Source organism: Campylobacter sp. 2014D-0216, from assembly GCF_014931215.1.
Classification (GTDB): domain Bacteria; phylum Campylobacterota; class Campylobacteria; order Campylobacterales; family Campylobacteraceae; genus Campylobacter_D.
This window is the reverse complement of sequence record NZ_CP063089.1, coordinates 646,070-661,229: the sequence shown is the minus strand read 5'-3', so window position 1 is coordinate 661,229 and position 15,160 is coordinate 646,070. Positions and strand designations below refer to the sequence as shown.

The window sequence follows — 15,160 nt, the reverse complement described above, 5'->3', positions numbered from 1 at the left end:
TTGCACAAAAGGAAAAAAATGACTTATGAGAGCTTAAAACCTTTAATATACAAACTAGATCCAGAAAACGCCCATGCTTTAGCTGAATTTAGCATGCGTACTTTAGATTGTATTTTTCCCGGAGGACTTAGTTTTTTTGCAAAAGACTACATAGTAAACGATGAAGCCCTAAACCAAGAAATTTTCAATCTACATTTTTACAATCCAGTAGGTTTAGCAGGTGGATTTGACAAAAATGCAACCATGATAAGACCACTAAGTGCATTAGGTTTTGGATTCTTAGAGTATGGCACTTTTACTCCAAAACCACAAAGTGGCAATGAAAAACCTAGACTTTTTAGGCTAGTTGAACAAGAAAGCATTCAAAATGCTATGGGCTTTAATAACAAAGGCAAAGATGCTATTGCTAAAGCAGTTAAAAAAGTTTACCCTTTTAGTATACCCTTGGTTGCTAATATAGGTAAAAATAAAATCACCCCAAATGAAGAAGCGATCAATGATTATATTATTTTATTAAAAGAATTCAAGGACTTATGTGATTTATTTGTAATCAACATTTCCTCACCAAATACTAAAAATCTAAGAGATTTACAAAGTGAAGAATTTGTAAGCACCTTGTTTAACCAAGCAAAAGAAATCACAAACAAACCAGTCATTTTAAAAATCGCACCAGATATGAATATCGATAGTGCTATATCACTTTGCAAAAGCGCTATTAGTGCAAAGGCAGATGGTATTATTATGGCAAATACTAGCATTGATTATTCTTTGATTGATAATGCAAGAACTTTTGGTGGAATTAGCGGTAAATTAATCACTCAAAAAAGTGCAACCTTCTTTAAGGAAGTAGCAAAAGAAATTTATCAAGATACTGTTTTAATAGCAAGTGGTGGAATAGACAGTGCTGAAACCGCTTATGAGCGTATCAAAAATGGTGCTAGTTTAGTTCAAATTTATACTGCTATGATCTTTAAAGGGCCAAGTATAGTCAAAAATATCAACCAAGGTTTAATCGAACTTTTAAAACAAGATGGCTTTAATCATATCAGTCAAGCTATAGGAGTAAATTTTAAATGATTCATTATAAAAACACTACCCTTGAGAACGGACTTGAAATTTATACCCTACCTGTTAACAAAAAAAGCGGGGTAATTAGTGTAGATATTTTTTATAAAGTTGGCTCAAGAAATGAAAAAATGGGAAAAAGTGGCATAGCACATATGCTAGAACACTTAAATTTTAAAAGTACTAAAAATTTAAAAGCAGGTGAATTTGATGAGATAGTTAAAGGTTTTGGCGGAGTGGACAACGCAAGCACAGGCTTTGACTACACACATTATTTCATCAAATGCTCCAGTGAAAATTTAGATAAGTCTTTATGGCTTTTTGCAGAATTAATGCGTAATTTAAATCTCAAAGATGATGAATTTCAACCTGAAAGAGATGTAGTTTTAGAAGAAAGACGATGGAGAACTGATAATAACCCTTTGGGTTATTTATACTTTAGGCTATATAACCATGCCTTTTTACACCATCCATACCATTGGACTCCAATAGGATTTTTCAAAGATATACAAAATTGGAGTATAGAAGATATAAAAGAATTTCACCAAACTTTCTACCAACCCAAAAATGCCATCTTGCTTGTAAGTGGTGATATTAACGAAGAAGAAGTTTTTAACCTAGCCAAAAAACATTTTCATGATATTAAAAACACCAAAGCAATTCCTATAGTCCATGAGAAAGAACCTGAACAAGATGGTGCTAAACGCATTATTTTGCACAAAGAAAGCGATACACAATTACTAGCGCTTGCATATAAGATTCCTGCGTTTAATCACGAAGATATGCCAAAACTTTGTGCTTTAAGTGAACTTTTGGGAAATGGAAAAAGCTCTCTTATAAGTGAAATTTTAATCGATAAACTAGAGCTAATCAATGAATTTTATGCTTATGCTAGTGAAAATATTGATGAAAACTTATTTGTATTTATCTGTGTTTGCAATGAGAGTGTTCAAGCTGAGGATGTCGAAAAAGAACTTTTAAAAATTCTCGATGATGTAAAAAATGCTAAATTTGATGATACTATCATGGAAAAAATCAAAAACACTGTAAAAAGTGATTTTATTTTCTCATTAAGCAATGCAAGTAGTGTGGCAAACATTTACGGATCTTATCTTGCAAGAGGAGATTTAAAACCTTTACTTGATTATGAAAAAAATATCGAGAGTCTAAACAAAGATGATTTAATTCATTGTGCTAAAAAATATTTCAATGCAAATAAATCCACCACAATCATCTTAAGAAAGGGCGAAAATGAATAACAAAACAATCATAGGTGCAATGACTGCTTTAATTACTCCATTTAAAAATGGAAAATTAGATGAGCAAACATATCACAAGCTTATTAAAAGACAAATCGCAAATGGTATTGATGTGGTAGTACCTGTTGGAACAACCGGAGAAAGTGCGACTTTAACTCATGAAGAGCATAGAATTTGTATAGAAATTGCCCTTGATGCATGCAAAGGAAGCTCTTGTAAGGTTTTAGCGGGTGCAGGAAGCAATGCTACACACGAAGCCGTAAGTTTAGCTAAATTTGCCCAAGAACATGGTGCTGATGGTATTTTAAGTGTTACACCTTATTATAACAAACCCACGCAAGAAGGTTTGTATTTGCACTATAAAGAAATAGCAAAAAGCATTGATATACCTGTATTATTGTATAATGTACCAGGTAGAACAGGATGCGAACTACAAACTGAAACCATTATAAAATTATTTAGAGATTGTGAAAATATTTACGGAGTTAAAGAAGCTAGTGGAAGTATTGATAAATGCGTAGACTTATTAGCACACGAACCTAGAATGATACTTTTAAGTGGCGAAGATGCAATTAATTATCCTATACTTTCAAATGGTGGTAAAGGTGTGATTTCAGTTACTTCAAATTTACTTCCTGATATGATTTCAAAATTAACTCATTTAGCTTTAGAAGAAAAATACATCGAAGCAAAAAAAATTAACGATGAGTTGTATAATATCAATAAAATTTTATTTTGTGAAAGCAATCCTATACCTATTAAAGCCGCAATGTATATAGCAGGGTTGACCCCTACTTTAGAATATCGTTTGCCGCTTTGCAAACCTAGTGATTGTAATTTAACAAAAATAGAAACAGTAATGAAAAACTATAATATAAAAGGATTTTAATGGAGACTTTTTTTCAAAATAAAACTTTAGTAATTAGCGGTGGAACAAGAGGGATTGGCAAGGCTATTGTGTATGAATTTGCAAAAGCAGGAGCTAATGTAGCTTTTACTTATAATTCTAATGCTGACTTAGCTCAAGAAATTGTAAAAGATTTAGAGTCAAATTATAAAATCAAAGCAAAAGCATACGAGTTTAATATACTTGAACCAGAAACTTATAAAGAATTATTTGAAAAAATTGATCAAGATTTTGATAGAATAGATTTTTTCATCTCTAATGCTATCATTTCAGGTCGTGCGGTAGTAGGTGGATATACTAAATTTATGAAACTAAAACCAAAAGGTATCAACAATATCTTTACTGCAACTGTAAATGCTTTTGTTGTGGGTGCTCAAGAAGCAGCCAAAAGAATGGAAAAAATCGGTGGAGGTAGTATATTATCTATTTCTTCTACAGGAAATTTGGTCCATATTGAAAATTATGCTGGACATGGCACTGCAAAAGCAGCGGTTGAAGCTATGGCAAGATACGCTGCAACTGAGCTTGGTGCAAAAAACATCCGCGTAAATGTGGTAAGCGGTGGACCAATTGACACTGATGCACTTAAAGCATTTACAAACTATGAAGAAGTAAAAAACGCAACAATTAATCTTAGTCCACTTAATCGCATCGGTGAACCTCAAGATTTAGCTGGGGCATGTTTATTCCTATGCTCTGATAAAGCAAATTGGATCACAGGTCACACACTAATCGTTGATGGTGGTACCACTTTTAAATGATTTATTGCCCCTTTTTTGGGGTATTTTTATCACATAAGGATTAAACAAACATGAATTTACCCAACGCCTTGGCATTTATAAGGATACTATTAGCTCCTATTTTATTTTATTTATTAATTCATGATTTTGAAAATATCCATCCTAGCTGGGTAAATTATTTTGCGTGTGTTGTTTTTGGCATAGCAGCTTTGACTGATTTTTTTGATGGTTATATTGCGCGCACTTGGAACCAAACTACAAAACTTGGCGCCATCATTGATCCTTTAGCAGATAAAATGCTTGTTCTAGCTGCCTTTTTAGGTTTATTACTCACTCATAGAGCTGATCCATGGATGGTTTATATCATCTTAGTTAGAGAGTTTTTTATCACTGGATTTAGAGTGGTGATGGTAAGTGAAAAATTTGATGTGAGTGCTTCTTTTGCAGGTAAAATCAAAACAAGTTTCCAAATGATAGCCATCATTTTTTTAACCATGCAATGGCCATTTGCAAATACCTTGTTATTTATTGCTTTAATATTAACATTATATTCTGCTTTAGAATACATTCTAGCTTATGTAAAACATTTAAAAAAGGCGTAAATTGAAGTCATATTTATTTTTACTACTTATTTTAGCCATAGGATTTAAATTTTATTCTTTTAGTTTTTTAGTTACACTTTTAGTGATATCTTTTTTAATTTTTTTTCACGAGTTAGGACACTTCTTAGCTGCAAAACATATGAAAGTCGATGTAGAAATTTTTAGCATAGGATTTGGAAAAGCTATTTTTAAAAAAACTTATAAAAACACAGAATACCGCTTATCTGCTCTACCTTTAGGTGGTTATGTTAAACTCAAAGGACAAGATGATTTAAATCCTGGTGAAAAAAATTATGAGCCAAATAGCTATAACACCTTAAGCCCTTTAGCTAGAATTTACATACTTTTTGCAGGGCCATTCTTTAACTTCTTTTTGGCTTTTTTACTCTACATAGCCATAGGTTTTTTAGGAGTGCAAAAACTTGCACCTATCATCGGAAGCATTGCACCTAATTCAGCTGCTGAAAAAGCAAATTTACAAGTAGGTGATACGATTATGGCTATCAATGGAGTTGCGATTCAAAGCTTTGAAGAAATCAGTAAATTAGTACATGCAAAAACAACAATACTTGATATAAAACGCGATGGTACCTTGATCAAGGTCACTTTAACACCGCAAATTGATGAGGGTTATAACGAATTTTACCAAAAGGTACAAAAGCCTCTTATTGGTATTACTCCTAAGGGTGAGTTTGTGACTATTTATCATCAAGGTTTTACAAGCTTAAAATACGCCTATGAAGAAAGCATGGAAGCTTCTTTACTAATCTTTAAAGGACTTGCTAAAATTATCAGCGGAGAGTTAGATGCTAAAAACATGGGTGGTATCATTACCATGGTGGATGTTACCTCTAAAGCTGCAAATACAAGCATAGTTGTTTTGTTTTTAATCACTGCTTTAATCTCCATTAATCTTGGAGTGCTTAACCTACTTCCAGTCCCTGCTTTAGATGGGGGACATATCTTATTTAATCTCTATGAGTTCATTTTTAAAAAAGAGGTTCCAAAGGTGTGTTTTGAATACCTAAGCTACTTTGGCATGGCTTTACTTTTAGCTTTAATGGTTTTTGTAACCTACAATGATCTTACTCGTTTTATGAGCAATCAATAAGTTCTTGTGGCAAAATCATAACGATTGAATTTGCCTATAGCATTTTTATGATAAAGGCTATTATAAAATTGCTTACTTAAGCTTTGCTCATAATTGAGTCTAAATTTTACCCACATTGCCGCTTGATCTTTTGCGCTAGTTTTTTCATCTTGATAATTAAGCGATAAATCTAAAATTGACAAAGGCGAATAAGTGATATTGTATTGATTTTGCGCTTCTTTTATGTTTGAATTAATATTAATCACACTTAAATAAGGCAAGTCAAACATCACTCCAAGCTCGGTGCTATCATCAGTATCATTTTCTTTCACATCATAATAATTTGCATACGCTTTAAAATAATCACTAAACTGCAATTCAGCGCCAAAGCTATTTTTAGAACAAGCCTCTTTATAATAATCATTAAAATAATTAAAACCTAGGTAAAAATCATCTATTTCATAACGATTGATCAACCCCAAAGAATAAGCTTGTTCAATTTGACCTATTCTTGCTTGTTTTTCTAGCAACAAACTTGCATTATCATAATCAGCAATAGTATTAATATTCTTAATATTTACATTTAAAGCATTATAATCCAAACTAGCTTCTGTTTTATCTTTGGAGCTTAAATTTAAAACCTTTGCCAAAGACTGACTAGCAAAGGATCCAAGATCAGTATTTTGAGGTTGAAACTCTTGTGGTTTTTGAAACAATACTTGCTTAGAAACCGTGCTTGTTTTTTGCATTTTAGTGATATTCACATCACCTTCACCTAAACTTTCTTCCAAACTCAAGGCAAAACCGTTTAAGCATAAACATGTTAAACAAATATATTTTTTCACACAACCTCTTATTAAATACTTATATTCATTTTACACTTATATTAAGTTTTTTTGAAAATTTAAAATACCTAGAAAAAGTGAATTAAAGGTAAAAATCTAAACTTTTCCTTTTTTGAGCTGACGAATTAAAAAGCGAGCAGGATGTAAAGCATATAAAAAATCATTTTCCATTTGTACTTCATCAAAAATCATCGAACAAATAGCTCTAGCGCAAACTATAGCACTCGCAAAAGCCCTAGAGCCATGCGCAATTGAAAAATACAGTGGTAAAAAATCATTTGGTCTTTTTTGAACTTTATTTTTATGCCATAAAAGTCCTTTATAATTTTGCAAATAAAAATTTTCATCATACGCTTGACCTACTATAGCAAATCTATCACTTGAGTACGATCTAAATCCAACTTTACCACCAATAACTTCTAATTTTTCATCATGCAAAAACTCTTTGATATTTTCAATATTGCTTTTATCATCCTCTTCTAAAAGTTGCTCATCTTGATTAAGCCTATCATAACTTGCACCAATTAGTTGCATATTTATCTCATCGTTAATAGGGCAAACATATCCTTTCGAGGAAAGCGCATGAGTGTTTTTTAAAAACGGTTTTAAATGCGTACACTGACCTCTTACACTACTTAAACTCATAAATTTATAATTTAAAAATTCTCTAACGCTAGCTCCTTGAGCATAAATTAAAACATCATAATCTTTCAATACTCTTTCGCGGTCAAAATATAAGGTGAATTTTTCATCATAAGTATAGTTTAAAAACTCATATTCAAAAAACACATTGGCACCGCTTTTTTTCAATAAGGTTTTAACTATTTCTTGAGGTTTTATACACATTCCATCTCGTAAAAAAGCTTGATGTTTTACAATATCAAATAAAACATTATCTTTTTGACTATCAAAACGTTCTTGCATTAACTCATTATGTGCAAACTCATAAACACCTTGAGGTTGTAAATTTAAAACTTGTCTATAAAATCTACTTGCTTCGATATAAGCATACTGAGAAAACTCACCTAGTAAAACATTTGGCTTTAATATCAATGAACTCAAAATTCCATTGATATTTCCCGAAGCACCTTTACCTAGACTGTCTTTTTTTTCAAAAACATCTGCTTGTATATTTCGCAAAGATAATTCATAAGCTAAACTTGCGCTAGCAATCCCAGCACCGATAATAGCAACTTTCTTAGGTGGATTTTTCAAAGAAGGGGTTTTAAAATAACCAAATTTATCTTCTAATTCTAAGCCTTTGTATATAGCTTGAATCATTTCTCTTTTTTTAAAACCCTTAACTTTTTGAACTTCAAAACCATGAGCAAGCAAAGATTTTTTCAAAATACTAGCAGCAGAAAACGTAAGAATCTTGGTATCTTTTTTTGAATTTTTAGCAACCAAGCCTACAATATCTTCATTAAACATATCTTGATTTTTTGCCGGTGCAAAACCATCTAAATACCAAACATCTGCTTTAAAATCTAATTTCTGTAATTTCTCTTTAGCTTCCCCAAAAACTAAATCCAAAAAACTATCTTGAAAATAAAATCTATAAACCCCATCTTTACAATAAGGATAAGCTTGCAAAAACGGCTCCAACCAATCCTTAAATTCTTCATAAAACCCAAGAGTTTGGTAAATTTCCCTTAATTTTTCTTTTTCTATATAAAAATTTTCAAAACTCACGTAAAAAAGTTTTTGCTTGTCTTTTTTTTCTCTTAAAAAGCGCTTTAAAGTAAGAAAGAAATTTAAACCTATACCAAAACCAAGCTCTGCGACAATTGTTTTTTCTTTATTTAATTCAAAGGCATTGGTATAAATATACCGACTTTCGCTTAAACCATCGCTAGAATTAAAATAATAATCATCAAAATCTAAAGAAAATGGCGCATTGTCCTTGATGATAATCTTTGCTTTTTTCATTGATTTTTATAAAAATAGCTCTCTATTCCATTTGCAATACCAATAGCCAATAGATCTTGGAAATTTTTATTTAGCAATCGATTTCTTTCGCTAGGATGACTAATATAACCTATCTCAATCAAAATCGCAGGCATTTGCGCACCCACTAAAACCCAAAATGGCGCTTCTCTCACTCCACCATCAACAACTTTGTATTTTTTTCTTACATTACTTAAAATCTTTTTTTGCACATCAATAGCAAGTTTATTAGAAGCGACTATTTTTTCACGATTTAAAAAATTTAAAAAGGTTTGCTTAGAAAAATAATTCATTTCTTCAAAGTCAGATTGATTTTCCAATTCTGCTGCCTTTTTACTTCTTTCACTTCTTGCTGGCGATAAAAAGAAAGTTTCAATCCCTTGTAAAGTTTTAGCTCTTTGTTTATTTGGAGCTGCGTTTGCATGAACAGAGATAAACAAATCTGCCATTTTTTCATTAGCCATGGAAGTTCTATCTCTAAGATTTATAAATTTATCTGTGCTTCTAGTGTAAAAGATCTTGTACCCTCGTTTTTTTAGTTCATTGCCAAGTTTAAGCGATACACTCAAAACCACATCTTTTTCCCTTACGCCTTTGTCGCCTAAAGTACCAGGATCTTTTCCACCATGACCTGGATCAATCACAATCACCTTGCCTGATTTTCTAATACTTGGTTTTTGAATTTTAGTATTGGATTTTGCAACTGTGGTTTTAGTTTTTTTCTCAAAACCAATAAACAAATCATCATCTAAATCAATATTTGTTTTAAAATCAACATTAGAACTCAATACCGCTCTAACGGTTGTTTTATTAAATTGTACAATAGTAATAGATTGATTTTTGCTAACATCAATTTTTCTTCTATCTCCTTCTAAGATAGCCTCAAAACTCACGATTGAACGATATATTTTACCATCTTTAAAAGAACTAATTTTAATATCTTCGATATCAATATCGCTGCTTAATTTTAAGCTCACACCATTTTTTTCTTTGTTCGATTTTAAAATATACAATGGCTCTTGTTTGCCAGCTGGAGTCTTTTTAACATTTTCCTGTTTTTTCACAATAGCTTTGGGTGCCTGGGCTTTTTCAGCTTTTTCAGCTTTTTCAAGTCCCATATAAAGATTTTCATCTTTTAACTCGATTTTAACTTTCAATTCTTTTTTTGAAGTTAAAACCAAACGCATTGTAGTTGGATTAAACTGCGATACAATGATGTCAAACTCTTTAAAATCAAAATTTTTCTTAGGTCCCTTCAATACCCCTTCAAAATCAGCCACATAGCGAACATTATTCTCGCCTTTTAGTGTGAAATTTTTAATTTCTTTCTGACTAATTTTTTTACTCAAATCCAACATCACACCACTATCAAGCTTTTTAACATCAAGCACAAAAAGTTCATCTGTGGCCGAGTCTTTCTTATCTTCTTTCTTATCTTCTTTCTTATCTTCTTTCTTATCTTCTTTCTTATCTTCTTTCTTATCTTCTTTCTTATCTTCTTTCTTATCTTCTTTCTTATCTTCTTTCTTATCTTCTTTCTTATCTTCTTTCTTATCTTCTTTCTTATCTTCTTTCTTATCTTCTTTCTTATCTTCTTTCTTATCTTCTTTCTTATCTTCTTTCTTATCTTCTTTCTTATTGACAACTGTAGTGTTATTTTCTTTTTTATTTTGATCTTTTTTAATTTTTTGATCTTGGATAACATTCAAAGCATTTTTTAAGCGAGAAATCTCTGCCTCACCTACTCCACTTTCTTTAAGCTCTTGCACATAAGCTTTATCATCAAAGCCTAAAAAATTGGAACTAATGATCAATCTTTTTAAAATTTCATTTTTTTCTTCATTATTGTCATTAATCACGCTTTGTATATATAGAGATTTTAGTTGCTGATGTAGTTGTAGTTTTTCTTCTGCATTAGAGGTTAAAAAATTTTGATCAAAATTTTTCACCTCTGCATTTGCAAAAACACTACAGCAAAATATCAAAAAAACAAAAAATATTTTAAGCATCTTCGCCATTAACAAGTTTATTTATTAGCTCTTCTACACTGATAAGTTTTTCAAGCCTATATCCATTTGCACCGGTAAAAAACAAACCTGTTTCTTTTTTACCGCTCCATGCATCATATAATCTATCCGCGATACAATACCCCACTTTAGTAGCCTCTTTACCCCTTCCACACGGAGCAACACAATTACTTACGCAAGAAATTTTAGGACCCATTTTTTTATCAACTAGATTTAAAAGATTTGTTCTTACCCCCCTTGCAGGATACCCAACAGGAGATTTTAAAAGCTCAATATCTTCTTTTTTACATTCGAGTAATACTTGTTTAAATTCATCACTCGCATCACATTCAAAAGTACCGATAAAGCGTGTTCCCATTTGAACTCCACTTGCACCTAGAGAAATCATTTTTTCTATATCTTGTTTATCCCAAATTCCACCTGCAGCGATCAGAGGTATGTCGCCCCAGTTTTTAATCTCTTGTGCAACCTGTGGTACTACATTTTCTAATTGATACTCTTCCATCAAGCATTGCTCATAGGTAAAACCTTGATGCCCTCCACTTTTTGGACCCTCAACGATAACTGCATCAGGCAAACGATTATATCTACTTTGCCATCTTTTGCAAATGATTTTTAAAGCTTTAGCAGATGATACGATAGGTACTAAAGCAACATCGGGATAATCTTGCGTAAATTCAGGTAAATTAGTAGGGAGTCCTGCACCCGAAACTATCACATTAAAGCCTACTTCACAAGCATTACGGGCAATTTGAGCATAATTGTTACTTGCATATAAAATATTACAGCCCAAAGGCGCATCTTTACAAACTTTTCTAGCATTATCAATCAAAGCTTTCAAGCCCGCTTTAGAGTAAAAATTATCACTACCATAAGGCTTTGCATTGAATTCTTTATCAATGTGTGTTCTATTTTCATAATAACCTGTACCAACTGAAGAAATAATCCCTAAACCACCATTTAAAGAAACTGCAGAAGCAAGTCTATCCCAGCTTATACCAAGACCCATACCACCTTGAAATATAGGATATTTTATCTCGTGCTTTCCAATTTTTAAAGCTTTAAAACTCATCATACAACCTTTAATTTTGCAAATTTTCTTTTTCCAACTTGTAAAATATATTCGCCATTTTCTAGTTGGAGTTGTTCATCTTGAACTTTTTCACCATTAACACTTACTGCATTTGAATTAATCAATCTTCTTGCAGCTGAAGTGGAGCTTTCCATTTTACATTCTACTATAGCTTTTGCTAGCCAAATACTACCTTCTAAAGTAAAACTTGGCATATCACTAGGAAGCTCTTTTGCACTGTGAATTTTATCAAATTCTTCCTTAGCTTTTAATGCACATTCACTAGAATGAAAACGTGTAGTGATTTCTAAAGCTAAGTTTTCTTTGGCTTTTTTAGGGTGTAATAAACCATTGCTAATATCTTCTTTAATTTGTGAAATTTCGTTTAAACTTTTTTCACTTAAAAGCTCATAATACCTAAACATCAATTCATCGCTTATACTTAAAACCTTAGCATACATATCTTTTGCATCTTCAGTTACACCGATATAATTTCCTAAGCTTTTGCTCATTTTATTTACGCCATCAAGACCTTCAAGCAATGGCATCATCATAACCGCTTGTTCTTTTTTACAATCATACACTCTTTGAAGTTGTCTACCCATCAAAAGATTAAATTTTTGATCAGTTCCGCCCATTTCTATATCGCTTTTTAAGGCAACACTATCATAACCTTGCAAAAGTGGATACAAAAACTCACAAATTGATATAGGGCTTTGTTCTTTAAAACGCTTAGTAAAATCATCTCTTTCAAGCATTCTAGCTACACTAAATGTCGAAGTCAACTCCACTATACCGCTTGCACCTAATTCATTTAACCATTTAGAGTTGAAATGAATTTGAGTTTTATCAGGATCTAGAATTTTAAAAACTTGCTCTTCGTAAGTTTTAGCATTTTTTAGCACTTCTTCTCTATCAAGCTTCTTTCTTGTTGCGCTTTTTCCTGTAGGATCGCCTATTTGTGCAGTAAAATCGCCTATTAAAAACTGTACAATCGCTCCATGTTTTTGAAGCAAAGCCATCTTGCTTAAAACTACCGTATGGCCTAAATGCAAATCAGCTGCTGTTGGATCAAAACCAGCTTTTACAAAAAAGTTTTCACCTTTTTCATAATAATTTTTTACCAAAGAAACTAATCTTTCCTCATCAATGATTTCTGCAATTCCTCTTTTAATTTCTTTAATAATTTCATTAATATCCATAAAAAACCTTTTTAGTGATTATTGTATGCATCATTTAAAGATGTAAAATCTAGAATTTTATATCTAGCCTTCAGCCTTTCTTTTGCACTTTCAACATCCATATTATTAGGTAATTCAACCTGCACTTCAAAATAATTTGCCACCACAGGTTCTGAATCAGCCGAGTTAATACTTAAAACATTAATCTGCATTTTAGCTAAAGTAGTTAGAAAATCCGCTAAAGAGCCTTTTTTATTTTCTATTGAAACAATAATTTTGTAACTTTTTATCGAACTTTCATTCCAAAAAACAAAAACCATTTCTTTATTATCAGCTATCTTTTTCATAGCCTGTTCACAAAGCTTATGATGGACAATTGCACTAGTTGAATGCCTAAAAGCGATAATCTCATCTCCTCTTTTAGGCCTACAACAATAATCAAAATTGATTGTAGTGATTTTATAGTTTGACCCCACTACCATACTTTCAAATTTTTGTTCATTTTGTTCAAATTTGGCCACTTGAGTTTGCCCTGCGTATTTTCTAAGACTAATGATCACTTCTTTAAAATAATTAAAATCTAAAGCGATTTGTCTAAGCTTTTTGTTAAATTTCTCTTTTTCAAGCCATTCTTCGATTAGTTTTGAATCTTCATTAAAAACAGTAGATAAAAGATTAACTGCAATTTTATTATTTAGCTCTTTTTTCTTTTGCTTGCAAAAATCCCTTATACTAGCTCTAGCTTTTCCTGTTTTAACACTATCAATCCAAGAACATCTAAAAAATTCTTCCTCTGAAGTTTCAATGCTTACAATATCCCCGTTTTTAAGCACAGTTAAGAGTGGAACTTTTATACGGTTTACAAAAGCTGTTTTTGCATGAAGACCAACTTTAGTGTGTACTTCATATGCAAAATCCAAAGCCGTAGCGCCACGTGGCAAGGTGAAAATTTCACCTTTTGGTGAATACACTGCAATATCTTCTATATATAAACTATCTTTTGCGTACTCATAAAGTTCTATAGCATCACAATCTTGAATATTATTTCCCTCTTCCTTGCCATGCATGGAAATATCTGCAAGCCAATCTAAATTCGGAGTAGCGATATTACCTTCTTTGTATTTCCAGTGTGCTGCGACACCAAATTCTGCGGTTTTATGCATGTCAAAAGTACGAATTTGCGCCTCTATGATATTTTTCGCATCAAATAAAGTAGTGTGTAAAGTTTGATAACCATTTTGCTTTGGTAGAGCTATATAGTCTTTAAATCTTGAAATCAAAGGATTAAAATGTGTGTGTAAAATCCCCAAAGCTAAGTAACAATCATACACTTTTTCAACTAAAATTCTCACGCCCAAAAGATCTAAAACTTCATCAAGCCCTACACCTTTTCGCTGCATTTTTAAGTAAATTGAGTAATTATGTTTGATTCTTTTATGTATGACAAAGCTGCCTTGTCTAAAGCCATTTTGTAAAAATAACATTTCTATTTTCGAAATAAACTCATTAAATCCAAGTTGAATTTGCTGATCTTTTGCGTTAATATAATTATCAATTTGCGCATATTCATCAGGTAATAAAAATTTAAAACTCAAATCCTCAAGTAAATTTTTAATACTTGATATACCAAGCCTATGTGCAATTGGCGCATAAACCACTAAGGTTTCTTCACTGATTCTTTTTTGCTTATCTTCTCTTAAAAAATTTAATGTAAGCATATTGTGCAATCTATCACATAGTTTTATCACAAGCACACTCACATCTTCAATACCTGCTAAAAGCATATTTCTAAAAGTCAAAGCAGACTTTGTGAGTTTTTCATTTGAGTTAGAATGCGTAAGATGATCTTCTCTAATGCTGACTATTTTAGTTAAGCCTTGTACTAATTTTGTCACCTCTTCACCAAATTCCGTATTAAGTTCTTCCTCGCTACAAGTAGTATCTTCCAATACATCGTGCAATAATGCGGCTATAATCATAGACTGCACGGGACTTAAAAAAGCCACAAAAGAAGCTACTAAAATAGGATGCACAGCATATGGCTCACCACTTTTTCTAAACTGTCCTTCATGCTTTTGAATACAAAAATCTACTGCTTTTTCCAAAACAGCAGATTGGGGAAAAACCATAAAAAGAATTTCTTTTGCTCTTTGTAAATCTTTGCAATTTTTTATATCATCAACAAGTTTGTCTAACAACAACTCATCATTTATCAGCTTCAATAAATCCCTCTAATACAATTTTATCTTCTGCTATCTCATGTAAAGCAATATCAGTATATTTGTATTTGTTTTTATCTAAATTTACTAAAGGCTCTGCACCATTTGCAAGTTCTTCGGCTCTCTTAGCCACCACAAGTGCTAATTTATATCTATCATCTTTTAATTTTTTTAGTGCTTTTGCAGCTACTTGTTCTACTCTCATT

13 protein-coding genes are annotated in these 15,160 nt (G+C 31.8%); 6 read left to right on the top strand and 7 right to left on the bottom strand.

Going from position 1 to position 15,160, the window contains the following annotated elements; genetic code table 11:
• The first annotated feature begins 18 nt into the window (after positions 1–18).
• The 6 genes from A0083_RS03410 to rseP are packed head-to-tail and all read left to right on the top strand — an operon-like array spanning position 19 to position 5,684.
• The gene (locus A0083_RS03410; protein ID WP_120759387.1) at positions 19–1,077 is read left to right on the top strand and encodes a quinone-dependent dihydroorotate dehydrogenase; all 1,059 of its coding nucleotides are present in this window, start codon (positions 19–21) and stop codon (positions 1,075–1,077) included.
• Positions 1,074–2,324: a M16 family metallopeptidase gene (locus A0083_RS03405; protein ID WP_197554242.1), complete on the top strand. Its 1,251-nt coding sequence runs from the start codon at positions 1,074–1,076 to the stop codon at positions 2,322–2,324. Before A0083_RS03410 ends, A0083_RS03405 begins: the two co-directional genes overlap by 4 nt.
• Positions 2,317–3,213 carry a 4-hydroxy-tetrahydrodipicolinate synthase gene (gene dapA, locus A0083_RS03400; RefSeq protein ID WP_197554239.1) on the top strand — a complete coding sequence of 299 codons (897 nt, stop codon included), beginning with the start codon at positions 2,317–2,319 and terminating at the stop codon, positions 3,211–3,213. Before A0083_RS03405 ends, dapA begins: the two co-directional genes overlap by 8 nt.
• Positions 3,213–3,992, top strand: coding sequence for an enoyl-ACP reductase (locus A0083_RS03395; RefSeq protein ID WP_197554236.1), 780 nt, complete (start codon positions 3,213–3,215; stop codon positions 3,990–3,992). Before dapA ends, A0083_RS03395 begins: the two co-directional genes overlap by 1 nt.
• Before the next feature lie 50 nt (positions 3,993–4,042).
• Positions 4,043–4,573, top strand: a complete 531-nt coding sequence (pgsA, locus tag A0083_RS03390; RefSeq protein WP_197554233.1) for a CDP-diacylglycerol--glycerol-3-phosphate 3-phosphatidyltransferase — start codon at positions 4,043–4,045, stop codon at positions 4,571–4,573.
• A gap of 1 nt (position 4,574) precedes the next feature.
• Positions 4,575–5,684 (top strand): RIP metalloprotease RseP, encoded by a 1,110-nt coding sequence (gene rseP / locus A0083_RS03385; RefSeq protein ID WP_197554230.1) that lies wholly within the window; start codon positions 4,575–4,577, stop codon positions 5,682–5,684.
• On the opposite strand, the gene A0083_RS03380 is transcribed toward rseP, so the two are convergent.
• The 7 genes from A0083_RS03380 to A0083_RS03350 all read right to left on the bottom strand — a co-directional run bounded on the left by A0083_RS03380 (position 5,678) and on the right by A0083_RS03350 (position 15,159).
• The gene (locus A0083_RS03380) at positions 5,678–6,508 is read right to left on the bottom strand and encodes an inverse autotransporter beta domain-containing protein (protein ID WP_197554227.1); all 831 of its coding nucleotides are present in this window, start codon (positions 6,506–6,508) and stop codon (positions 5,678–5,680) included. The two genes, rseP and A0083_RS03380, sit on opposite strands and share 7 nt — an antisense overlap.
• 96 nt (positions 6,509–6,604) lie before the next feature.
• Positions 6,605–8,437 (bottom strand): bifunctional tRNA (5-methylaminomethyl-2-thiouridine)(34)-methyltransferase MnmD/FAD-dependent 5-carboxymethylaminomethyl-2-thiouridine(34) oxidoreductase MnmC, encoded by a 1,833-nt coding sequence (gene mnmC / locus A0083_RS03375; RefSeq protein ID WP_197554224.1) that lies wholly within the window; start codon positions 8,435–8,437, stop codon positions 6,605–6,607.
• A complete protein-coding gene (locus A0083_RS03370; protein WP_197554221.1) occupies positions 8,434–10,464 on the bottom strand; it encodes an N-acetylmuramoyl-L-alanine amidase in 2,031 nt (676 codons plus the stop codon). The genes mnmC and A0083_RS03370 overlap by 4 nt, the downstream gene beginning before the upstream one ends.
• On the bottom strand, positions 10,457–11,554 hold the full coding sequence (locus A0083_RS03365) for a nitronate monooxygenase (protein WP_197554218.1): 1,098 nt from the start codon (positions 11,552–11,554) through the stop codon (positions 10,457–10,459). Before A0083_RS03365 ends, A0083_RS03370 begins: the two co-directional genes overlap by 8 nt.
• Positions 11,554–12,756: a tyrosine--tRNA ligase gene (gene tyrS / locus A0083_RS03360; RefSeq protein ID WP_197554215.1), complete on the bottom strand. Its 1,203-nt coding sequence runs from the start codon at positions 12,754–12,756 to the stop codon at positions 11,554–11,556. Before tyrS ends, A0083_RS03365 begins: the two co-directional genes overlap by 1 nt.
• A gap of 11 nt (positions 12,757–12,767) precedes the next feature.
• The gene (locus A0083_RS03355) at positions 12,768–14,957 is read right to left on the bottom strand and encodes a RelA/SpoT family protein (protein WP_197554212.1); all 2,190 of its coding nucleotides are present in this window, start codon (positions 14,955–14,957) and stop codon (positions 12,768–12,770) included.
• Positions 14,941–15,159: a DNA-directed RNA polymerase subunit omega gene (locus tag A0083_RS03350; RefSeq protein WP_043019661.1), complete on the bottom strand. Its 219-nt coding sequence runs from the start codon at positions 15,157–15,159 to the stop codon at positions 14,941–14,943. Before A0083_RS03350 ends, A0083_RS03355 begins: the two co-directional genes overlap by 17 nt.
• Position 15,160: the final 1 nt, after the last annotated feature.

Bases quoted from the DNA above. Each gene is read 5' to 3' on its own strand.
- A0083_RS03410 (WP_120759387.1), top strand. From the start codon at position 19: ATGACTTATGAGAGCTTAAAACCTTTAATATACAAACTAGATCCAGAA.
- A0083_RS03405 (WP_197554242.1), top strand. From the start codon at position 1,074: ATGATTCATTATAAAAACACTACCCTTGAGAACGGACTTGAAATTTAT.
- dapA (WP_197554239.1), top strand. From the start codon at position 2,317: ATGAATAACAAAACAATCATAGGTGCAATGACTGCTTTAATTACTCCA.
- A0083_RS03395 (WP_197554236.1), top strand. From the start codon at position 3,213: ATGGAGACTTTTTTTCAAAATAAAACTTTAGTAATTAGCGGTGGAACA.
- pgsA (WP_197554233.1), top strand. From the start codon at position 4,043: ATGAATTTACCCAACGCCTTGGCATTTATAAGGATACTATTAGCTCCT.
- mnmC (WP_197554224.1), bottom strand. From the start codon at position 8,437: ATGAAAAAAGCAAAGATTATCATCAAGGACAATGCGCCATTTTCTTTA.
- A0083_RS03370 (WP_197554221.1), bottom strand. From the start codon at position 10,464: ATGCTTAAAATATTTTTTGTTTTTTTGATATTTTGCTGTAGTGTTTTT.
- A0083_RS03365 (WP_197554218.1), bottom strand. From the start codon at position 11,554: ATGAGTTTTAAAGCTTTAAAAATTGGAAAGCACGAGATAAAATATCCT.
- tyrS (WP_197554215.1), bottom strand. From the start codon at position 12,756: ATGGATATTAATGAAATTATTAAAGAAATTAAAAGAGGAATTGCAGAA.
- A0083_RS03350 (WP_043019661.1), bottom strand. From the start codon at position 15,159: ATGAGAGTAGAACAAGTAGCTGCAAAAGCACTAAAAAAATTAAAAGAT.